The following is a 20,658-nucleotide window of genomic DNA, read 5'->3' on the forward strand; positions in this document are numbered from 1 at the left end:
GTGGGTCATAGACCTGTCGCACAATAGACCGGATCGCCGATGAAACGCCTCCCCCTGATCGCGCCGAACCCGCCGCGGCTGAGCGAGCACCTTGATGCGCTGCGTCGGGTCGAGGCATCGGGGGTGTTCAGCAACAACGGTCCGGAGGTTCGCGCGTTCGAGGCCGGGGTGACCGAAAAGCTGTTCGGCGGCCACGGTGCATGCCTCGCGGTCGGCAACGCCACGCTCGGGCTGATGCTCGCAATCCGCCACGCGTCGGGGATGCGGACGGGCGGTCTGAACCCGAAACAGGGCACGCTGGCACTGATGCCCGCGCTCACCTTCGCCGCGACCGCGCAGGCGGCGGCGTGGGCCGGGCTGACGCCGCTGGTCTGCGATATCGATCCTGACGATTGGGGTGCCTGCGCGCTGGAAGAGGAGCGGCTGCTCCAGCGACACGGTGAGCGGATCGGCGTGGTCGTGCCCTATGCGACCTTCGGCAACGCGATCGACCTCGACCGCTACGTGCATTTCCAGCGGCGCTACGGCGTCGGTGTGGTGGTCGATGCGGCCTCGTCGCTGGGGACGCTCGACGATGCGGGAGTTGGCTTTGGCGCGCGCGCGCCGTTCGCGGTGGTCCATTCGATGCACGCGACCAAGACGTTCGCGGTCGGCGAGGGGGGGCTGATCCACAGCGGCGACGTCGACCTGATCGCGACATTGCGGTCGATGGGCAATTTCGGCTTCGAGGGCAGCCGCAATGCGACGCTGCCCGGGATCAACGCCAAGCTGCCCGAGATCACCGCGATCATCGCGCAGGCCAAGCTCGCCGAGATCGATGCGATTGCCGGGCATCGTGCGGAACTGGACGATACCTACCGCGCGACGCTGCCCGATTTCCAGTTCCAGGCGGTGTCAGGCCGCCGCCGCGCGATGCAGTTCATGCCGGTGCTGCTCCCCGAGCATATCGCGCACCACCGCGACGCGATCGTCGAGAGCATCGAGGCGGACGACGTTGGCTGCGGTCGGTATTTTAGCCCGCATCTCGGCGAACAGCCGTGGTTCCAGGCGACCGCGATGATCGAGCCGACGCCGGTTGCGGACAGGATCGCGGGGCGGATGCTGTCGTTGCCGATCACCGACACGATGTCGGTCGATGATGCGCGGCGGGCGGCAACCGCGCTGGCATCGGCGTGCGCGGCGATCGTCCAGCCGCTCGACCGACGGGCGTCGGTACGCGGCCTCGGCGGTGCGATCGCGTCGGTCATCGTCGTCGGCGGTGGCCCTGCGGGGACGGCGATGCTGACCTCGGCGACGAAGCGCGGCCTGCTACCCGATCTGGCCGCGTCGGGGCTGATGGTGATCGAGCGCAGCAATGCGATCGGTGGTGGCAGGCTTGGGCGCTACGCGATCACCTCCGATTCGACCGCGCAGACCTTCCTGACCGCGGTGCGCGACAATGTGCATCCCGAACTCGCGCGGCTAGTCGATCACCCCGCCGGGCGTGCGGTCGCGGCGCATGAGGGTGCGCTCGGCGTACCGCTGACCGAGGTCGGGCCGCTGCTGCGCGCGACCGGGGACCGCTTGACGGATATCGTCCGCGAGAATGGCGGCACCGTGCTGACCGGGCACGAGGCACTGGGCGCGAAACGGGTCGGCGACGGCTTATGGAGCGTACAGATCCGCCGGCTGTCCGACGGGCATGTCTTCGATCAACTCGCGCGCAACGTCGTCATCGCGACCGGCGGTCACCAGCCGCTCGACCGGCTCGCAACGCAGCGCGTTGCGGGCGGCAGCCTGGTCGATCTTGCGAGCGGACGGCTGCTCCAGTCGGACGACGTTCTGACCGTTGGCGGGTTCGAGAAGGTCGCCGATATCCTGACCGGCAAGCGCAACCCGAAGATCGCGGTGATCGGCGGGTCGACCAGCGCGCTGACGACGATCGCGCTACTGCTTAAGAGTCAGCCGGCGCTGCCGCTGGGGGCGGGGGCCATCACGCTGCTGCACCGCCGTCCGCTGCGCCCCTTCTATCATTCGGTCGAAGCGGCGCACGCCGAAGGGTTCACCGATTTCGACCCCGACGACGTCTGCCCGGTCTCGGGGTTCGTCTACCGTCTTGCAGGATTTCGCCTCGAGGCGCGCGACCTGGTGCTGAGGATGCTCCGCATCGACGGTCGTGCGCCCGATCCCCGCGTGACGTTGCACCGCATAGCCGGCGACGGCGACGAAGACGCGCGCGCAGTCGTCGAACAGGCGGATCTGGTGATCGCGGCGCTCGGTTATCGACCGATCGCACTGCCGATCGTCGACCGCGACGGCCTGCCGATATCGTTGGCGGCGCATGACGGCAAACCAATGGTCGATCGCCATTGCCGGATCGTCGATGCCGACGAAGCGCCGATTTCGGGACTGTACGGGCTTGGGCTCGCTGCCGGGTTCGTGCCGTGGGGGCCGCTCGGTGGGGAACGTAGTTTTTCGGGGCAGGCGAATGGCTTGTGGTTATGGCAGAACGATGTGGGCCTCATGATCGTCGATCAGGTGATGACATCGAAGGTAATGGCAGCAGCGTGAGTTCGACTGGAATGCAGAGCGACATTCGGCAGGATCCGACCGTCGATGCGCGTGCGAGCGTACCGGTGATCAGCGTCGTCATGGCGGCGTACAACGGTGCAGGGTTGATCGAGGAGACGCTCGCCAGTCTCACGGCGCAAACGTTCGGGGATTTCGAAGTGATCGTGGTCGACGACTGCTCGACCGACGACACGCGCGAGGTGATACGAGCCTGGCCCGATCCGCGCGTGCGACTGGTCGTGATGGCGAAGAACGGCGGCCCGGTGAAGGCGCGCAATCGTGGGTTTGCGGAGGCACGTGGGCGCTACATCGCCGCGCTCGACCATGACGATATCTGCCGCCCCGATCGCTTCGCGCGTCAGGTGGCGTATCTCGACTCGCATCCGGACACGGTATTGCTGGGCACTGCCGCCGAGTTGTTGACCGAAGGCGTGGTCGGTCCGTCCAGCTATGCGCCGACCACCACGCCCGCGCTGGTCGCGTGGCTGACCTGTATCGAGAACCCGCTGGTCTGGTCATCGACGATGATGCGGACCGAGGTGGCCCGGCGGCTCGATCCTGTGACCCGACCGGAACTCCTCTATGCCGAGGATTTCGACCTGTATCAGCGGATCCAGCACTTCGGCGCGATCGCGCGGCTGGACGAGGCTCTGATGCTGTACCGCGTCCATCCCGGCGGCGTGTCGAAGCGGTTCGTCGACATCATGGAGGCGGCGTCCGTGCGCGTGCTGACCGAACGCTATGCGCGGTTGTTCGACGAACGCGCCGCGCGGGTCGCAGGTCTGATCGTCCAACACAGCATGGCCAAGCGCCCCGCTCCTGACCGCGCCGCGCTGGCGACGTTGGGGAGCGCGCTGAGCGTGATCCAGGCGGATTTTCTCGCGACGCACGCCTGCTCGGCCCACGATATCCGCCTGATCCGCTGGGAGACGGCGCGACGCTGGGGCGACATTGGCCGCGCGGGGTTGCGCGCGGGGACGGTGCGGCTGGGCGACGTGCTGGCGGTACGACCCGATCATCTCGGGCTTGGCTATGCCGGGCTCGAGGCGCTGCTGTGGTCGGGATTTATCGGCGGCGTACGTCGCGCGCGTCGGCGAATGGAGCAGAGCCGGATGGCACAGACCGCCGGGAGGTGGCGGGGCAGGGTAGCGGGGTAGGGCCGCGCGATAAGGTAGCGGCGAACATATCTGCCGGAGAAATCCCCACCTCACCCATCACCGTCGCCCCAGCGAAAGCTGGGGTATTTCACGAGGTGGGTGACGCCCGCAAAACGGGGATATCTCCGCTTTCGCTTGGATGTCGGGTCTGGGGTGCGCGATGTCGCCTCACAATTCCGTCACTCCAGCGGAAACTGGGGTATCTCGCGAGGTGGATGACGCCTGCAAACGGGCATATCCCAGCTTTCGCTGGGATAACGGCTCAGACCTTCGCCGCGTAGATCATCCGGCCGGCACCGAGCCGTGCGAACACTTGGTCGAGATCGCGCTCGCCGACCGCAAAGCAGCCTTGGCTGCGACCGAGCATGCCGTGGCTCTCGATCATGTCCTTGTTCGCGTACCACGCCGAATGCACGACGATGGCGCGATCAAGCGCGTTGTCGTTGGTCGGATCGAGGCCGATCAGACGCTGCGAGCGGCCATGCTTGCCGACATAATAATCGTCGGTGACGAACGCGCCCTCGGACGAGGCGTTCGAGCCGAAGCGGTTCGAGAAGCGCTCCAGATATCCGGTATGCGCCGGATCCGAGCCGCTGCCGTGCGCGACCAGCAACGAGGTGCTGCGTCCGCTGGCGAGATCGATGAAGTGGAACCGCGGTTTGCCCGACGGTGCCGCGAAATCGGCGATCGCGATCCGGTCGTGATGCTGGATGCGGCTACCGTGACGGCTCAGCGATGCCATCGCCTGGCGCAGCAGATCGGGCCGGACCACCCGCGGTGAGGTGACCGCGACCGTGGTCCGCGGCAGCGGTGGCTGCGTCATAGGCTTCAGATCGCGCGCGGTCAGCGCCCGCGAAAGATGTGGCGTAGCGGATACCGCCCCCGGTACCGCAAGTGCCCCCGCCAAAACCAAACCGTTCTTCAGAAGCGCGCGTCGTTCGCGCACAAGACCTTCGTCGTGCATCGATTTTCCCGTAATTGCCCCAGTTCCCGTGACCGAACGTATAGCAGATTTTCGGTGAATATTCTGCAACCATTTCCACTGGTTGTGGGTCCGTTCCCTCGAACTACCCCGGCTTGGGGTCGCTTCGTCGACTCAGCGGCGCGACGGCACGTTCTGAAGAATCGTGCGTTGGACGCAATATCGAGACTCGGAGAGCTACGAAGAGATGAGCAGGATCGTGCAGTCTGCTACGGCAATGGGGTTGATGTTCGCGCTGTTCGCGGGTCAACCCGTGTGGGCCGCATCGGCCGCCGCGATCGCGGCGATGCCGATTGAGCAGGCCGCGACCGAGCTCTCGCCGAACCAATTCGTCTGGAAGGACAACGGCTCTAGCGAGCCGGTCAGCATCGTCATCAGTCTGCTGGAGCAGCGTGCGTTCGTCTATCGAGGCGCGACGATGATTGCGGCGACTACGATCTCCAGCGGCAAGGATGGCAAGGATACCCCGCTCGGCACGTATCCGATCCTGCAGAAGAACGCGGTTCATAAGTCGAGCCTGTACGATGACGCATCGATGCCGTTCATGCAGCGCCTGACCTGGGACGGGATTGCAATCCACGCGGGCCGGAATCCGGGCTTCCCCGCATCGCACGGGTGCATCCGCGTACCGCTTGGCTTTGCGAAGCAATTGTTCGGGGTGACGACGCTGGGGACGACCGTGACGGTAACGGATGATTTCGAGGGTGGCGTGGCCCCGGAGCCGCCGGTCGCGGATCAGGAGACCGCGATCGCCAATTTGCGCCAGTCGATTTCGCTCGATCGGTGATTGCAAAGAGGCGAGGGCAGTAATCCCCTCCTTGTTCTCCCGCGAAAGCGGGAGCCCAGGCTGGGTCCCCGCCTTCGCGGGGAAACAAGCTTCGGGTAGGCGATAGGGCTACGCTGCGATCGGGAGCCCCAGCTCGACCAATCGCGCACGGAAATCCGCTGCGTTCGTAAACAGCACCGATTCGATCCCGAGCGCTCGCGCCGCCGCGACATTCGCCGCATTGTCGTCGACAAACACCGCGTCCTCCGCCGCCAACCCGAATCGCTCCAGCGCCAGCTGATAGATCGCCGCATCCGGCTTCACCATCTTCTCTTCGCCCGACACGACCACATCACGGAACCTGTCGAACAGATGGGCTTCACGCGTGCGGAAGGGTGGCCAGAACTCGTGGCTGAAGTTCGTGATCGCGAACAGCGGTACGCCGGCCGCGTCCAGCTCCTCGACGATCTCCTGCATGCCAGCGATTCGCGCACCGATGCTCTCGTTGAATCGCGGCCCCCAGGCGGCAATCAGCGCGGCATGCTGCGGATACAACGCAGCCAGCTCCGCCGAAGTGTCGGCGAAGTCGCGGCCAGCGTCGTGCTGGAAATGCCAGTCGACCGTCACGACATCGCGCAGGAACGCGTCGAGCGCCCGATCGTCATCGATCAGGCGCTCGTACAGGATCCGCGGATCCCAGTCGTAAAGAACACGACCGACGTCAAAAATGACGGCGGTAACCAGGGGTTTAGCCCTGGCGTGCCTTGAAGCGACGGTTGGTCTTGTTGATGACGTAGGTACGGCCACGACGACGGATCACGCGGTTATCGCGGTGACGATCCTTGAGCGACTTCAGGGAATTGCGGATCTTCATGATCGATTCGCTTCTTTTCAAATCTAGGTGTGCGGAAAGACGGGATCGCCTAATGGCGGGGTGTGTCCAAGTCAAGCAACGGACACGCTCCTACCATCCGGGAACCCACTCGGCTGGTCGGAGCGTTACTATAGCGCAACATTCTAAGGAAGTCCCGATGGCGGTACGTTCGATCCTGGTCCTGGCGCTGGCAGGCGCATCCCTCACCGCGTGCGCGACTGGACCGTCGCTGCCCCCGACCGAGGTGCTGCGCTATCATCTCGGCGAGCCGATCGACCGCGGGACGATCGCGGTCCAGCCGCTCACCGGCGGCGGCCCCGCCAGCCTCGAGTTCAAGACCTACGCGGCTGCCGTACAGGGCGAACTGCTGAAGGCCGGCTATAGCGTCCCCGCACCGGGCGCGAAGCCGCTGCTGGTAGCGACCGTGGGCTTCACCCGTACCACGCAGGCCGGGCCGCCCAAGCCTGCGCCGTTCAGCATCGGTCTCGGCGGCGGGGGCTTCAGCGGCGGTCGTGGCGGCGGCGGTGTCGGGCTCGGCGGCGGGGTCGGCTTCCCGATCGGTGGCGGCGGTCGTACCGCAATCCTCGTCTCCGAGCTGTCGGTGACGATCAAGCGCAGCGCCGACCAGTCGCCGGTCTGGGAAGGCCGCGCGCAGACCTTCGCCGATGCCCGCAAGGCCGACGCGACGACCGATATCCAGGCCGGGAAGCTCGCTCGCGCCTTGTTCATGGGGTTCCCCGGCGAGTCCGGTCGCACTATTCAGGTGAAATGACCCTACAGACCATGAGCCCCGTCACCATCAATGCAGCCTTCGATGGCGGCAACATTCGTGTTGTCGCCATCGAGGGAGACCGAATCGACCTCGAGATCGTCACCGATTTCCAGTCCGATTTCTTCCAGTGGTTCTATTTCCGCGTGGCGGGGGCGGCTGGCCGCACCCTGACCTACCGCATCCTGAATGCGGGCAAGTCGGCCTATCCGTTCGGTTGGCCGGATTACAAGACGCGCGCCAGCACCGATCGCCAGGCGTGGCGGATGATCGAGACGCGCTATGAGAATGGCGTGCTCGAATTCGACTTCACCGCCGATACCGATCTCGCCTGGTTCGCGTATTTCGCGCCGTACACGATGGAAATGCACGAGGCGTTGGTGGCGCGCACCGCGCTGCTGCCGGGCGTCGCGCACCGCGAACTCGGTCAGTCGCTCGACGGGCAGGGGATCGATTGCTTCACGATCGGGTCGGGGCCGAAGCAGGTCTGGATCTACGGTCGCCAGCACCCCGGCGAATCGATGACCGAATGGTGGATGGAAGGCGCGCTGGAGCGGCTGACCGATTCGGCCGATCCGATCACCGCGGACCTGCTGGCGAAAGCGACCTTCAACGTCGTCCCCAACATGAACCCGGACGGCACGCGCCGGGGCCATCTGCGCACCAATGCCGTGGGCGTGAACCTCAACCGCGAATGGCACACGCCGACGCCTGAGAAGAGCCCCGAGGTCCTGTGCGTCCGCAACGCGATGGACCTGACCGGTGTCGACGTCGCGATGGACATCCACGGCGACGAGGCGATCCCCGCGAACTTCATCGCCGGTTTCGAAGGCATCCCCTCTTGGACCGACGCGCACGGCGACAAGTTCTACGAATACGGCCGGCGGCTCGCGGCGCACACGCCCGATTTCCAGACCGAGAAGGGCTATCCCAAGTCCGCACCGGGCTCGGCGAACCTGTCGATGTCGACCAACCAGCTCGCCGAGCGCTTCGGCGCGGTGTCGATGACGCTGGAGATGCCGTTCAAGGATCACGACGCCAACGCCGATCCCGAATTCGGCTGGTCGCCCGAGCGCTCGAAACAGCTCGCGCATGCGATGCTCGAGACGCTCGCCGGCATGATCGACGAAATCTGATCGCCCACGGCATACCGTATCTGCCGTCATCCTGACGAAAGTCAGGACCCAGAGCCAAGATGGGCGACGTCCCGTTACCCTGGGTCCTGACTTTCGTCAGGATGACGGATAGTTGTTGATACCAACCCGCGCCATCCCAGGAGCCCGAATGCCGACCCTAGTCTTGATCCGCCACGGCCAGTCCACCTGGAACCTCGAGAACCGCTTCACCGGCTGGTGGGACGTCGACATGACCGCCAAGGGTGAGGCCGAGGCCAAGGCCGCAGGCGAGCTGATGGCCGCCAAGGGCCTCGACTTCGACCAGACCTTCGTCAGCCTTCAGACCCGCGCGATCAAGACGCTCAACATCGCGCTGGAGGCGATGGGCCGGCTCTGGCTCCCGGTCGAGAAGGACTGGCGCCTGAACGAGCGGCACTACGGCGGACTCACCGGCCTCGACAAGGCGGAGACCGCGGCCAAGCACGGCGACGCGCAGGTCCACATCTGGCGCCGCAGCTTCGACGTCCCGCCCCCGGTCTTGGAGGACGACAGCAAGTTCGACCTGTCCAGGGACCGCCGCTACGCCGGCATCGCCATCCCCAAGACGGAAAGCCTCAAGGACACCATCGCCCGCGTCCTCCCCTATTGGGACGAGCGGATCGCCCCCGCGCTCAAGGACGGCCAGCGCATCCTGATCTCCGCGCACGGCAATTCGCTCCGCGCGCTGGTGAAGCACCTGTCGAACATCCCCGACGACGAGATCACCAGCCTCGAGATCCCGACCGGTCAGCCGATCGTCTACGAACTCGACGCCGACCTGAACGCGACGGACCGCTACTACCTCAGCGAGCGCTGACGCCGCCCTTAAGTAGCACCACCCCGGCGAAGGCCGGGGCCCAATTGGAAAGGTGGCAGTAACGGAGCGCTGCCACCGGTTAGCTCCGTTTCCCAATTGGGCCCCGGCCTCCGCCGGGGTGGTGCAGTTTTGCGTGGCACATACCATCCACCCACCAAAACATTGCCCTAACCCCCGCCCATCGCTAGGCACGGCGCTCCTTTGATCCGGGGACGGAAATGGCTCTAGTCGGCATCATCATGGGCAGCACCTCCGATTGGGAGACGATGCGCCACGCCGCCGAGACGCTCGACGCGCTCGACGTCGCCTACGAGACCAAGGTCGTCTCCGCGCACCGGACGCCCCAACGCCTCTACGACTACGCGACCACCGCCGCCGATCGCGGCCTTAAGGTGGTGATCGCCGGCGCAGGCGGCGCGGCGCACCTTCCCGGCATGGCCGCCTCGATGACGCACCTCCCGGTGCTCGGCGTCCCCGTCGAATCGAAGGCGCTGAAGGGCATGGATAGCCTGCTCTCGATCGTCCAGATGCCCGGCGGCATCCCGGTCGGCACGCTCGCGATCGGCAAGCCCGGCGCCATCAACGCAGGCCTGCTCGCCGCCGCGATCCTCGCGACGTCCGACGATGCGCTGGCCGAGCGCCTCAAAGTCTGGCGCGCCGCACAGACCGACGCCGTCGCGACCGACCCCATCTGAGCACGATAGCCTGAAAGACGCTGACATGACGCCGCTTCCCCCCGGATCGACCATCGGCATCCTCGGCGGAGGCCAGCTCGGCCGCATGCTCGCCACCGCCGCGGCGCAACTCGGCTATCACACGCACGTCCTCGCGCCCGACCAGGAGAGCGTCGCCGCACAGTCCGCCTCGACCATGACGCGCGCCGGTTATCACAATCGCATCGTGCTGGCTGATTTCGCCGACGCCTGCGACGTCATCACCTACGAGTTCGAGAATATCGCAGTCGAGCCCGTGGAATGGCTCGCAGACCGCGTCCCCGTTCACCCGAGCCCCCGCGCGCTCCGCGTCGCTCAGGAGCGGATCGGCGAAAAACGCTTCGTGGAGAGCGTCGGCGGCCGCCCGGCACCTTGGGCTGCGGTCGACAGCCTCGAAAGCCTGCAGGCAGGCCTGAAGGCGATCGGTACCCCCGCCATCCTCAAGACCGCGCGATTCGGCTATGACGGCAAGGGTCAGGTCAAGATCGACACGCCCGCCGCGGCGCAAGCCGCGTGGGACGCGATCGGCGGGCTGGCAGTGCTGGAAGCTTTCGTGCCGTTCGAACACGAGTTCTCGATCCTGATCGCCCGCGGCCTCGACGGCAGCATCGCGCGCTACGATTCGCCACTCAACGTCCACCGCGACGCGATACTCCGCCACTCGTCCGTCCCCGCGCCCGCCGCCGTGCTGGCCCAAGCCGACGAAGCTGCAGCGCTGGCACAGCGGATCGCAGCCGAACTTGACTATGTCGGCATATTGGCGTGCGAGTTCTTCGTCGGTGCGGACTGCCCGGTGTTCAACGAGATGGCGCCCCGCGTACACAATTCCGGCCACTGGACGATCGAAGGCGCTGAGTGCTCGCAATTCGAAAACCACATCCGCGCGATCTGTGGCTTGCCGCTGGGTGCGACGACACTGACCGGGCGTGAAGCGACGATGGAAAATCTGATTGGGAACGACGCCGATCGCTGGGAAAACCTTCTCGCGGAGTCCGGCGCCCACCTGCATCTATATGGCAAGGGCACCGCGCGGCCAGGTCGGAAAATGGGTCACGTCACGCGGATCACTCGCTAACGGCGGATGCCGTCCGATAATCGGCTGTTCCACGGCTCGTTTCCGGTAGCCGACCTAAGTCCGCGTAAGGAGGGGGACGCGCCGCCGAATTTATCCCTCAATCCGTACTCTATCGACGCGAAAATTGCAGGGATAGGCACTCCGGTTCGCCTTGCGACCCATCGAGAAAAAGCGAATTTTGATACAGAAATGGCGGAGACGGAGGGATTCGAACCCTCGGTACCAGTAAACCCGGTACGGCGGTTTAGCAAACCGCTGGTTTCAGCCACTCACCCACGTCTCCGGCTGCAGCAGATGCGGGGCTATAGCGAGGGTCGGCGTACTGAGCAACGGCTGTAATGGCGGTTTGCGCGAATTCCGCTGGTTTGGTGGGTGTGGCCGACAAACGCGTCGCTCATCCCGAATTGGCCCGACTTCGCCCGATTTCGACACGTACTTGGCGCTCGTTCATTGCACGGCAAGGCACGCGTCGGTTAACCTACCGTTGGCAGGGTGCCTTGATAGTGTGGGGATCGATCGACATGCGTAGCTTCTGGCTTGGCCTTGGCGCCTTAGCGGCGGCCCTCTGTGGGGGCACCGTGTCGGCGCAGGTCCGCACGATCGATCCAAACCAGGCGATCGATGGCGACCTTTCCGCGCAGGCATATTCCACGCCATCACGCGGCCAGGCGGCGACGCAGCCGTCGCGCCCGACCTATGTGGAGCCCCCTGTTCAGGCAGGTCCTACTCCTACGCCTCCCCCGCCTGCTAGCCAGCAGGCCCCGGAAACGCGCGCCGAAGCGACGATGCAGGCCGCCGACACCTACGAGCGCGATGATCTGCTGGCGGCCGGTGAAGGCGTGTTCGGCAAAGGGGCGGCCGGACTTGGTGGGCTGCTTGAAAAGATACTGAAGGACCAAGGTCAGCCCAACGCTTATATCGCCGGGCGCGAGGCCTCTGGAGCGTTCATTCTCGGCGTGCGGTACGGCTCGGGTATCATGAGCCACAAGGTCGAGGGCCAGCAGCCGGTCTATTGGACCGGGCCTTCGGTGGGCTTCGATGTCGGTGGCGACGCCAACAAAGTCTTCGTGCTCGTCTACAATCTTTATGACACGGAAGAGCTCTACAAGCGGTTTCCCGCGGTCGAAGGGCGCCTCTATCTCGTGGGGGGATTCGCTGCGACCTACCTTCGCCGCGGCAACGTCGTCTTGATTCCGATCCGGCTAGGCGTTGGCTGGCGCGCAGGCGTGAACGTCGGGTATATGAATCTTACGCACAAGAGCCGATGGCTGCCGTTCTGATGTGGTCGGTATCGCCGGCAACGTAAACCCGCAACGTAAAGAGTGTGGTTGACGCCGGCGGAATCGAGCATCTGCAGATTAACGGTGGCGCCTTTTTCGGGAGTTACCGAATAGGCATATCCGTATTGAACAGGTCCCGGCGCGCCGTATCAGTAGTTCGCGAGGTGCAGATCGGACAGATCAGGGCTGGTGCGCGGCGATCTCATGCGGCCGCGTCGACCTGATAGCGCCAAGAGTTCAGTCAGTGTCACGTGAACCGCTCGGATTCCATCTGGTCGCAGACTTAGGCCAATCAAAAACGGTACGCTAAGCGCGACATCTGGATTTTCCAAACGCATTTGGAAAATGGTGCCCGGAAGAGGACTCGAACCTCCACGACCTTGCGATCGCCAGCACCTGAAGCTGGTGCGTCTACCAATTCCGCCATCCGGGCACGGGGTAGGAGGGCGCCTCTAGGGGAGGCCCGCGATGCTTGTCAACACGCCTGTTGCTGGGGCAAGGGGTTATTCGTGATTGGCAGGCAAAACAAAGTGGACGGACGCGCGATGAACGACAAACTGGTGACGCTGATCGGGGGCGGCGGTTTCGTCGGCCGCTATGTCGCACAGGCGCTGCTGGCGACGGGCGCGCGCGTCCGTATCGCGCAGCGCGATCCCCGGCAGGCGTTTTTCCTGAAGCCGCTCGGCGGGCTCGGCCAGACTCAGTTCGTCGGCGCCGACGTGACCAAGCCCGAGACGATCGCGCATGCGGTGCATGGCTCGGATGTCGTGGTGAACCTGGTCGGCGTGCTGGCGGGTGACTTCCAGCGCGTCCAGGCGCTCGGCGCCCAGACTGTGGCGGAGGCGGCTGCGAAGGCGGGCGTCGGCGCGCTTATCCACGTCTCGGCGATCGGCGCGGATCCCGAGTCCGCGTCGGCGTATGGCAAGTCGAAGGGGCAGGGCGAGGCCGCCGTGCTGCACGCGTTCCCGACCGCGACGATCCTGCGGCCGTCGATCGTGTTCGGCCAGGAAGACCAGTTCGTGAACCGCTTTGCCGGCATGATCGCCAAGGCGCCGGTGGTGCCGGTGCTGCGCGCGGGCGCCAAGTTCCAGCCGGTGTTCGTCGGCAACGTCGCGGACGCGGTAGTTGCAGCGGCGTCCGATCCCGACACGTTTGGCGGCAAGACCTTCGAGCTCGGCGGCCCCGACATCATCACGATGGGCAATCTGATCCGCTGGATCGCCAAGACGATCGGCCGCAATCCCTCGATCGTCGAGTTGCCGGACTTCGCCGGCGCGCTGATCGCCAAGGGCGGCTTCCTGCCGGGCGCGCCGATCACCAAGGACCAGTGGACGATGCTGCAGAGCGACAATATCGTCACCGGCACCGATGGCCTCGCCGCGTTCGGGATCGAGGCGACGCCGCTGTCGACGGTCGCGCCGGGCTGGCTGGTGCGCTTTCGCAAGGCTGGACGGTTCGGTCGACGCGCCGAAACGCGTGCGCAGGTCCACGCGGACTGAGCCCATCCGTGCTACGCTTTTTCTGACACCCGCGCCTTTTCTGACACCTGCGACGCCGGAGCGCCTGCTTGACCGACCTTCTTACCGTCATCCTGCTCGGCATCGTCGAGGGGATCACCGAATTCCTGCCCGTCTCGTCGACCGGGCATCTGATCCTGGCCACCCGGTTGCTCGGCTATGATGCGGGGCGCTGGGAGGTGTTCAACGTCGTCATCCAGCTTGGCGCGATTCTCGCGATCGTCGTGCTTTATTGGCGGACGTTCTGGGCGGTGGGCATGGGGCTGGTTCGGCGCGAGCCAAAATCCTGGCTGTTCCTGCGCAACCTGGTGGTCGCGTTCATTCCGGCGGCGGTGATCGGGCTCGCGCTGCATAAGTACATCGAGGCGTTGCTGGGGAATGCCGAAGTCGTCGCGATCGCGCTGGTCGTCGGCGGCTTCGCGATCCTCGCGGTCGAGCGGTTCGCGCCGCGCAGCGACATCAGCGGCGTCGCGGACATTCCGCTGAAGACGGTGATCGGCATCGGCTTCCTGCAGTGCCTGGCGATGGTCCCCGGTGTCAGCCGGTCGGGTGCGACGATCCTCGGTGCGCTGGCGCTGGGTGTCGAGCGGCGGACCGCGGCGGAGTTCAGCTTCTTTCTCGCGATCCCGACGATGCTGGGGGCGAGCGCGCTCGAATTGTTGAAGAACCGCGATGCGATCGCGAGCGGCGGCGGGGTCGGGCTTGGCGCGATCGCGATCGGCGCCGCGGTGTCGTTCGTCGTCGCGCTGCTGGTCGTGAAGTGGTTCGTCGGGATCGTCACCAAGCACGGGTTCGTGCCGTTTGCCCTGTACCGCGTCGTTGCCGGATCTGCCGCGCTGATCTGGCTGCTGAGCAAATAGGACCGTTCCGGTATTAATAATGCCTGTTGAGAACTACTCTCAAAAAAATGCGGCGATTATCTCCTTTTATAGGGCAGTATGGCTTACATATATGCCGTTTTAGTCGTGACAAGCTTTCGATCGCGCAATAACGCGGCTGTCGGAGGCTATCATGGCGAACGATTCGATGCTCAAATTTGTCGGCCGGGAGCAATCCTATCCCGACAAGCGCACCGCGGACGAGCGGGCCGACGATTTCCGCGAGATCGCGCAGCGATACGCGGTCGAGCCCGCCGAGGAGCAGGCTGGGCGCTGTTCGCAGTGCGGCGTGCCCTATTGTTCGGTCCACTGCCCGCTGCACAACCATATTCCCGACTGGCTCCGGTTGACCGCGGAAGGACGCCTGCGCGAGGCGTATGAGCTGAGCAACGCGACCTCGACGATGCCCGAGATCTGCGGACGCATATGCCCGCAGGATCGGCTGTGCGAAGGCAATTGCGTCATCGAATTCACCGGGCACGGCGCGGTCACGATCGGCTCGGTCGAGAAGTTCATCACCGATACCGCGTGGGAAAATGGCTGGGTCGAGCCGTTGGTCCCCGGCAAGTCGCGCGGCCAGTCGGTCGGCGTGATCGGCGCGGGGCCCGCTGGCCTCACCGCCGCCGAATATCTGCGCGGTCATGGCTACGACGTGCACGTCTACGACCGCTACGATCGCGCCGGCGGATTGCTCACCTACGGCATCCCAGGCTTCAAGCTGGAAAAGCCGATCGTCATGCGTCGCGTCGAGCGGCTGAAGGCGGCGGGCATCGTCTTCCACGAGGGCTTCGCGGTCGGCGACGATGCGAGCCTCGACGATCTCCGCCAGCGCCATGACGCGATCCTGATCGCGACCGGCGTCTACAAGGCGCGCGCGATGGACCTGCCCGGCGGCGGATCGAACGGCGTGGTCCCAGCGCTCGACTTCCTCGTCGCGTCGAACCGCAAGGGCTTCGGCGATGCGGTCCCGGCGTTCGACGACGGCAGCCTCAATGCCGAGGGCAAGGACGTCGTCGTGATCGGCGGCGGCGACACCGCGATGGACTGTGTCCGCACCGCGATCCGCCAGGGCGCCAAGTCGGTGAAATGCCTCTACCGCCGCGACCGCGCCAACATGCCGGGCTCGCAACGCGAAGTCGCCAATGCCGAAGAAGAGGGCGTCGAGTTCGTCTGGCTCTCGGGCCCGCAGAGCTTCGATGGCGGCGATACGGTGTCGAGCGTCAAGGTCCGGAAGATGCGTCTCGGCGCACCCGACGCGAGCGGCCGTCGCGCGCCCGAACCCGATCCCGCCGGTGATTATTCGGTGAACGCCGATCTCGTCATCAAGGCGCTCGGCTTCGACGCTGAGGACCTGCCTACGCTGTTCGCGACCCCAGAACTCGGCGTGAGCCGCTGGGGCACCGTGCTGGTCGACGGCAAGACGCTGATGACCTCGCTCGACGGCGTGTTCGCAGCGGGCGATATCGTCCGCGGTGCCAGCCTCGTCGTCTGGGCGATCCGCGACGGCCGCGACGTGGCAGCGACGATGCACAAATGGCTGAAGACCAAGGCTGCGAACGCGAAGGTGGCGGCATGAGCAACGAACAGGGTTTTCCGATGATCGATCAACGCGCTCGTCTTGCCGCTGAAGGCATGTACCGCCCTGAATTCGAGGGCGATGCCTGCGGCGTGGGTCTCGTCGCCGCCACCGATGGCCGCGCCTCGCGCCGCGTCGTGCAGTCCGCGGTCGATGCGCTCAAGGCCGTTTGGCACCGCGGCGCGGTCGATGCGGACGGCAAGACCGGCGACGGCGCAGGTCTGCATATCGACCTGCCGCTGCGCTTCTTCGACGACGCGGTCGCCGCGTCGGGCCACAAGGTCCGGCCGAACCGTCTCGCGGTCGGCATGATCTTCCTCCCGCGTACCGATCTCGGCGCGCAGGAGGATTGCCGGACGATCGTCGAGAGCGCGATCATCGAGGCGGGCTACACCATCTATGGTTGGCGGCAGGTGCCGGTCGACGTGTCGGTGATCGGTCAGAAGGCACAGGCGACGCGTCCCGAGATCGAGCAGATCATGATCGCCGGGCCGCTGCCCGAGGAACAGGACGCCGCCGAGTTCGAGAAGACGCTGTACCTCGTCCGCCGCCGGATCGAGAAGCGCGTGATCGCGGCGCAGATCCAGGGCTTCTACATCTGCTCGCTGTCATGCCGCTCGATCATCTACAAGGGGCTGTTCCTCGCCGAATCGCTGTCGGTCTTCTACCCGGACCTGTGCGACCAGCGCTTCGAATCGCGCGTCGCGATCTTCCACCAGCGCTATTCGACCAACACCTTCCCGCAATGGTGGCTGGCGCAACCGTTCCGCTGCCTCGCGCACAACGGCGAGATCAACACGATTCGCGGCAACAAGAACTGGATGCTCTCCCACGAGATCCGCATGGCGAGCCTCGCGTTCGGCGACAATTCGGAGGACATCAAGCCGGTGATCCCCGCCGGTGCGTCCGACACCGCCGCATTGGACGCCGTGTTCGAGGCGATCTGCCGCTCGGGCCGCGATGCGCCGACCGCCAAGCTGATGCTTGTGCCCGAAGCCGCCAGCCCGGACATGCCGCCCGAGCATACCGCGATGTACCAGTATCTTGCGTCGGTGATGGAGCCGTGGGACGGCCCCGCCGCGCTGGCGATGACCGATGGCCGCTGGGCGGTCGCCGGTATGGATCGCAACGCGCTGCGTCCGCTACGCTATACGCTGACCTCCGACGGCCTGCTGATCGTCGGGTCGGAAAGCGGCATGGTCGTCGTTCCCGAATCGACGATCGTCGCCAAGGGCCGGCTCGGACCAGGCGAGATGATCGCGGTCGACCTCGACGAAGGGCGTCTGCTCCAGGATCGCGCGGTGAAGGATCGCATCTCGGGCGAGGCGGACTACGCCGCGATGATCGGCGAATTCCACACGCTTGCCGACCTCCCGTCGGTCGAGGACGCCGTCGTCCGCTACGACCGCGCCGAGCTCGCGCGCCGCCAGGTCGCGGCGGGCCAGACGATGGAGGATATGGAGCTGATCCTGTCGCCGATGGTCGAATCCGCGAAGGAAGCGATCGGCTCGATGGGCGACGACACGCCGCTCGCGGTGATCTCGGACAAGCCGCGCCTCATCAGCCAGTTCTTCCGCCAGAATTTCTCGCAGGTCACCAACCCGCCGATCGATCCGCTGCGCGAGCGCCACGTGATGTCGCTCAAGACGCGGTTCGGCAATCTCGCCAACATCCTCGACGTGCGCGACCAGCGCGAGCGCGTCCTCGTGCTAGATTCGCCGGTACTGACGGGCGAGCATTGGTCGCGGTTGAAGGCGCATTTCGGTAATGCGGTTGCCGAGATCGACTGTACGTTCGACGTCGGTGGCGGTCCGGAGAAGCTCCGCGCGGCCATCCAGCGGATCCGCAACGAGGCGGAGCAAGCCGTCCGCCAGGGCAAGAGCGAGATCTTCCTCACCGACGAGGCGATCAGCGAAGACCGCGTCGGCATCGCCGGCGTGCTCGCGGTCGCCGCGGTCCACACGCACCTCGTTCGCCGTGGCCTGCGCTCCTACGCGTCGATCAACGTCCGTTCGGCCGAATGCCTCGACACGCATTACTACGCGGTGCTGATCGGCGTCGGTGCGACCACCGTGAACGCGTATCTCGCCGAAGCCGCGATCGTCGATCGCCAGTCGCGAGGGTTGTTCGGCGATCTCGACCTCGCCGAATGCCTCCGCCGCCACCGCGTCGCGGTCGAGGAGGGGCTGCTCAAGATCATGTCGAAGATGGGCATCGCGGTCATCTCGTCGTACCGTGGCGGCTATAATTTCGAGGCGGTCGGCCTGTCGCGCAGCCTCGTGAACGACCTGTTCCCGGGCATGCCCGCCAAGATCAGCGGCGAGGGTTACGCCTCGCTCCACGTCAACGCGACCGACCGTCACGAAGCGGCGTTCGATCCGGCGGTGGCGACGCTGCCGATCGGCGGTTTCTATCGCCAGCGCCATACCGGCGAGACACACGCCTATTCCGCGCAGCTGATGCATCTGCTCCAGACCGCGGTCGCGACCGACAGCTATACGAGCTACCTGCAATTCTCGCGCGGCGTGTCTGATCTGCCGCCGGTGTATCTGCGCGATCTGCTCCAGTTCAACTTCCCCGCGGAGGGCGTTCCGGTCGACCAAGTCGAGGCGATCACCGAGATCCGCAAGCGCTTCGTGACGCCGGGCATGTCGCTCGGCGCGCTGTCGCCCGAGGCGCACGAGACGCTGGCGATCGCGATGAACCGGATCGGCGCGAAGGCCGTTTCGGGCGAGGGCGGCGAGGACAAGTCGCGCTTCGTGCCGTACGCGAACGGCGACAACGCCAACTCGTCGATCAAGCAGGTCGCGAGCGGCCGGTTCGGCGTGACGGCGGAATATCTCAACGCGTGCGAGGAGATCGAGGTCAAGGTCGCACAGGGCGCCAAGCCCGGCGAAGGCGGCCAGCTGCCCGGCTTCAAGGTCACCGAGTTCATCGCCAAGCTGCGGCATGCGACGCCGGGCGTGACGCTGATCTCGCCGCCGCCGCATCACGATATCTACTCGATCGAGGATCTCGCGCAGCTCATCTACGACCTAAAGCAGATCAACCCGCGTGCGCGCGTGTGCGTGAAGCTGGTCTCGTCGGCGGGCATCGGTACGGTCGCGGCGGGTGTCGCGAAGGCGCATGCCGACGTGATCCTGATCGCCGGCCATGTCGGCGGCACCGGTGCCTCGCCGCAGACCTCGATCAAGTACGCCGGCACGCCGTGGGAGATGGGCCTGTCGGAGGTCAACCAGGTGCTGACGCTCAACGGCCTGCGCGGTCGCGTGCGGCTGCGCACCGATGGCGGGCTGAAGACCGGCCGCGACATCGTCATCGCCGCGATCCTCGGCGCGGAGGAGTTCGGGATCGGCACGCTGTCGCTGGTCGCGATGGGCTGCATCATGGTGCGGCAATGCCATTCGAACACGTGTCCGGTCGGCATCTGCACGCAGAACGACGCACTCCGCCAGAAGTTCGTCGGCACGCCCGAGAAGGTGATCAACCTGATGACCTTCATCGCCGAGGAAGTCCGTGACATTCTCGCGCGGCTCGGCGTGAAGAGCCTCGACGACGTGATCGGCCGCACCGAATTGCTGCGGCAGGTCAGCCGCGGCGCGGAGCATCTCGACGATCTCGATCTGAATCCTATCCTGGCCAAGGTCGATGCCGATGATTCACAGCGCCGGTTCAGCCTGTCGACCTTCCGCAACGAAGTCCCCGACAGCCTCGACGCGCAGATCATCAAGGATGCGTCGGCGGTGTTCTCGCGCGGCGAGAAGATGCAGCTGACCTACTCGGTGCGCAACACGCACCGCGCGGTGGGGACGCGGTTGTCGAGCGAGATCACGCGGAAGTTCGGGATGTCGACGCTGGCGGACAACCACGTGACGATCCGTTTGCGTGGGTCGGCGGGGCAGTCGCTCGGCGCGTTCCTGTGCAAGGGCATCACGCTCGAAGTGTTCGGCGATTCGAACGATTACGTCGGCAAGGGGCTTTCGGGCGGCACGATCATCGTGCGGCCGGCGGTGAGTTCGCCGCTGGCGTCGCAGGACAACACGATCATCGGCAACACCGTGCTCTATGGTGCGACCTCGGGCCGGCTGTTCGCGGCGGGGCAGGCGGGCGAACGCTTCGCGGTCCGCAACTCGGGCGCGATCGTCGTCGTCGAAGGCTGCGGCGCGAACGGGTGCGAGTACATGACCAACGGCATCGCCGTGGTGCTCGGCGCGGTCGGCGCGAACTTCGGTGCGGGCATGACCGGGGGGATGGCGTTCGTCTACGATCCCGACGGCGTCTTCGCGAAGCGCGCCAACCCCGAGAACATCACCTGGGACCGCGTGAAGTCGCTCCACTGGGCCGACGTGTTGCTCGACCTGGTCCGCGATCATGCGGATCATACCGACAGCAAATGGTCCAAGGGGTTGCTGGAAGATTGGGATCGTGTTGCCGGCCATTTCTGGCAGATCGTGCCGAAGGAAATGCTGACCCGCCTGTCGCACCCGCTGGATGACAGCGCAGAACTGGTCGCGGCGGAATAACCCCAAGCCCTGACACCACCCTGGCGC

Annotated in this window: 16 protein-coding genes and 2 tRNA genes; 13 read left to right on the top strand and 5 right to left on the bottom strand. The window is 65.6% G+C overall.

All coding sequences use genetic code 11. The annotated features are described in order from the left end of the window. Positions 1-39 precede the first annotated feature (39 nt). Positions 40-2,550 carry a DegT/DnrJ/EryC1/StrS family aminotransferase gene (locus C8J40_RS13205; RefSeq protein ID WP_132897402.1) on the top strand — a complete coding sequence of 837 codons (2,511 nt, stop codon included), beginning with the start codon at positions 40-42 and terminating at the stop codon, positions 2,548-2,550. Continuing rightward, positions 2,547-3,707 (top strand): glycosyltransferase family A protein, encoded by a 1,161-nt coding sequence (locus C8J40_RS13210; protein ID WP_243693377.1) that lies wholly within the window; start codon positions 2,547-2,549, stop codon positions 3,705-3,707. The genes C8J40_RS13205 and C8J40_RS13210 overlap by 4 nt, the downstream gene beginning before the upstream one ends. Positions 3,708-3,969: 262 nt before the next feature. On the opposite strand, the gene C8J40_RS13215 is transcribed toward C8J40_RS13210, so the two are convergent. Next, a complete protein-coding gene (locus tag C8J40_RS13215; protein ID WP_132735072.1) occupies positions 3,970-4,671 on the bottom strand; it encodes a murein L,D-transpeptidase catalytic domain family protein in 702 nt (233 codons plus the stop codon). A 205-nt stretch (positions 4,672-4,876) separates the two neighbouring features. Here C8J40_RS13215 and C8J40_RS13220 point away from each other — a divergent pair, with 205 nt between their 5' ends. Continuing rightward, positions 4,877-5,476 carry a L,D-transpeptidase family protein gene (locus tag C8J40_RS13220; protein WP_132897403.1) on the top strand — a complete coding sequence of 200 codons (600 nt, stop codon included), beginning with the start codon at positions 4,877-4,879 and terminating at the stop codon, positions 5,474-5,476. A gap of 108 nt (positions 5,477-5,584) precedes the next feature. Here C8J40_RS13220 and C8J40_RS13225 read toward each other — a convergent pair whose 3' ends face one another. Together C8J40_RS13225 and ykgO are read right to left on the bottom strand one after the other, a co-directional pair. Continuing rightward, positions 5,585-6,199 (bottom strand): HAD-IA family hydrolase, encoded by a 615-nt coding sequence (locus C8J40_RS13225; protein ID WP_132897556.1) that lies wholly within the window; start codon positions 6,197-6,199, stop codon positions 5,585-5,587. Between the two features lie 4 nt (positions 6,200-6,203). Next, a complete protein-coding gene (ykgO, locus tag C8J40_RS13230; RefSeq protein ID WP_003046794.1) occupies positions 6,204-6,329 on the bottom strand; it encodes a type B 50S ribosomal protein L36 in 126 nt (41 codons plus the stop codon). Between the two features lie 157 nt (positions 6,330-6,486). On the opposite strand from ykgO, the gene C8J40_RS13235 reads away from it, so the two are divergent. From C8J40_RS13235 to C8J40_RS13255, 5 genes are all read left to right on the top strand, one after another. Beyond that, positions 6,487-7,101: a DUF4136 domain-containing protein gene (locus tag C8J40_RS13235; protein ID WP_132897404.1), complete on the top strand. Its 615-nt coding sequence runs from the start codon at positions 6,487-6,489 to the stop codon at positions 7,099-7,101. Further along, entirely contained in the window at positions 7,098-8,234 is a 1,137-nt protein-coding gene (locus C8J40_RS13240; RefSeq protein ID WP_132897405.1) for a M14-type cytosolic carboxypeptidase, read from the top strand. Before C8J40_RS13235 ends, C8J40_RS13240 begins: the two co-directional genes overlap by 4 nt. Positions 8,235-8,382: 148 nt before the next feature. Continuing rightward, on the top strand, positions 8,383-9,069 hold the full coding sequence (gene gpmA, locus C8J40_RS13245; protein ID WP_132897406.1) for a 2,3-diphosphoglycerate-dependent phosphoglycerate mutase: 687 nt from the start codon (positions 8,383-8,385) through the stop codon (positions 9,067-9,069). A gap of 218 nt (positions 9,070-9,287) precedes the next feature. Continuing rightward, on the top strand, positions 9,288-9,764 hold the full coding sequence (gene purE, locus C8J40_RS13250) for a 5-(carboxyamino)imidazole ribonucleotide mutase (protein WP_132897407.1): 477 nt from the start codon (positions 9,288-9,290) through the stop codon (positions 9,762-9,764). Positions 9,765-9,789: 25 nt separating this feature from the next. Further along, the gene (locus C8J40_RS13255) at positions 9,790-10,857 is read left to right on the top strand and encodes a 5-(carboxyamino)imidazole ribonucleotide synthase (RefSeq protein ID WP_132897408.1); all 1,068 of its coding nucleotides are present in this window, start codon (positions 9,790-9,792) and stop codon (positions 10,855-10,857) included. Positions 10,858-11,047: 190 nt separating this feature from the next. Here C8J40_RS13255 and C8J40_RS13260 read toward each other — a convergent pair. Continuing rightward, positions 11,048-11,140: transfer RNA gene (locus tag C8J40_RS13260), tRNA-Ser, on the bottom strand. Between the two features lie 238 nt (positions 11,141-11,378). Between C8J40_RS13260 and C8J40_RS13265 the strand changes: the two genes are divergently transcribed. Further along, entirely contained in the window at positions 11,379-12,137 is a 759-nt protein-coding gene (locus C8J40_RS13265; RefSeq protein ID WP_132897557.1) for a DUF1134 domain-containing protein, read from the top strand. A 346-nt stretch (positions 12,138-12,483) separates the two neighbouring features. Here the strand turns inward: C8J40_RS13265 and C8J40_RS13270 are convergent. Next, a tRNA-Leu gene (locus C8J40_RS13270) sits at positions 12,484-12,570 on the bottom strand. 112 nt (positions 12,571-12,682) lie between these two features. Here C8J40_RS13270 and C8J40_RS13275 point away from each other — a divergent pair. The 4 genes from C8J40_RS13275 to gltB all read left to right on the top strand — a co-directional run bounded on the left by C8J40_RS13275 (position 12,683) and on the right by gltB (position 20,631). Beyond that, on the top strand, positions 12,683-13,636 hold the full coding sequence (locus C8J40_RS13275; RefSeq protein ID WP_132897409.1) for a complex I NDUFA9 subunit family protein: 954 nt from the start codon (positions 12,683-12,685) through the stop codon (positions 13,634-13,636). A 68-nt stretch (positions 13,637-13,704) separates the two neighbouring features. Then, positions 13,705-14,514, top strand: a complete 810-nt coding sequence (locus tag C8J40_RS13280; RefSeq protein ID WP_132897410.1) for an undecaprenyl-diphosphate phosphatase — start codon at positions 13,705-13,707, stop codon at positions 14,512-14,514. A gap of 151 nt (positions 14,515-14,665) precedes the next feature. Beyond that, a complete protein-coding gene (locus C8J40_RS13285) occupies positions 14,666-16,108 on the top strand; it encodes an NAD(P)-dependent oxidoreductase (protein WP_056054255.1) in 1,443 nt (480 codons plus the stop codon). A 20-nt stretch (positions 16,109-16,128) separates the two neighbouring features. Next, entirely contained in the window at positions 16,129-20,631 is a 4,503-nt protein-coding gene (gene gltB, locus C8J40_RS13290) for a glutamate synthase large subunit (RefSeq protein WP_207901232.1), read from the top strand. The last annotated feature ends 27 nt before the right edge of the window (positions 20,632-20,658 follow it).

The sequence above is a fragment of the Sphingomonas sp. PP-CC-3A-396 genome (assembly GCF_004343105.1).
Taxonomy (GTDB): Bacteria; Pseudomonadota; Alphaproteobacteria; order Sphingomonadales; family Sphingomonadaceae; genus Sphingomonas.

What these genes read in the sequence shown, in the direction of transcription:
- C8J40_RS13205 (WP_132897402.1), top strand. Translation starts at nt 40, where the DNA reads ATGAAACGCCTCCCCCTGATCGCGCCGAACCCGCCGCGGCTGAGCGAG.
- C8J40_RS13215 (WP_132735072.1), bottom strand. Translation starts at nt 4,671, where the DNA reads ATGCACGACGAAGGTCTTGTGCGCGAACGACGCGCGCTTCTGAAGAAC.
- C8J40_RS13220 (WP_132897403.1), top strand. Translation starts at nt 4,877, where the DNA reads ATGAGCAGGATCGTGCAGTCTGCTACGGCAATGGGGTTGATGTTCGCG.
- ykgO (WP_003046794.1), bottom strand. Translation starts at nt 6,329, where the DNA reads ATGAAGATCCGCAATTCCCTGAAGTCGCTCAAGGATCGTCACCGCGAT.
- C8J40_RS13235 (WP_132897404.1), top strand. Translation starts at nt 6,487, where the DNA reads ATGGCGGTACGTTCGATCCTGGTCCTGGCGCTGGCAGGCGCATCCCTC.
- C8J40_RS13240 (WP_132897405.1), top strand. Translation starts at nt 7,098, where the DNA reads ATGACCCTACAGACCATGAGCCCCGTCACCATCAATGCAGCCTTCGAT.
- gpmA (WP_132897406.1), top strand. Translation starts at nt 8,383, where the DNA reads ATGCCGACCCTAGTCTTGATCCGCCACGGCCAGTCCACCTGGAACCTC.
- purE (WP_132897407.1), top strand. Translation starts at nt 9,288, where the DNA reads ATGGCTCTAGTCGGCATCATCATGGGCAGCACCTCCGATTGGGAGACG.
- C8J40_RS13255 (WP_132897408.1), top strand. Translation starts at nt 9,790, where the DNA reads ATGACGCCGCTTCCCCCCGGATCGACCATCGGCATCCTCGGCGGAGGC.
- C8J40_RS13265 (WP_132897557.1), top strand. Translation starts at nt 11,379, where the DNA reads ATGCGTAGCTTCTGGCTTGGCCTTGGCGCCTTAGCGGCGGCCCTCTGT.
- C8J40_RS13275 (WP_132897409.1), top strand. Translation starts at nt 12,683, where the DNA reads ATGAACGACAAACTGGTGACGCTGATCGGGGGCGGCGGTTTCGTCGGC.
- C8J40_RS13285 (WP_056054255.1), top strand. Translation starts at nt 14,666, where the DNA reads ATGGCGAACGATTCGATGCTCAAATTTGTCGGCCGGGAGCAATCCTAT.
- gltB (WP_207901232.1), top strand. Translation starts at nt 16,129, where the DNA reads ATGATCGATCAACGCGCTCGTCTTGCCGCTGAAGGCATGTACCGCCCT.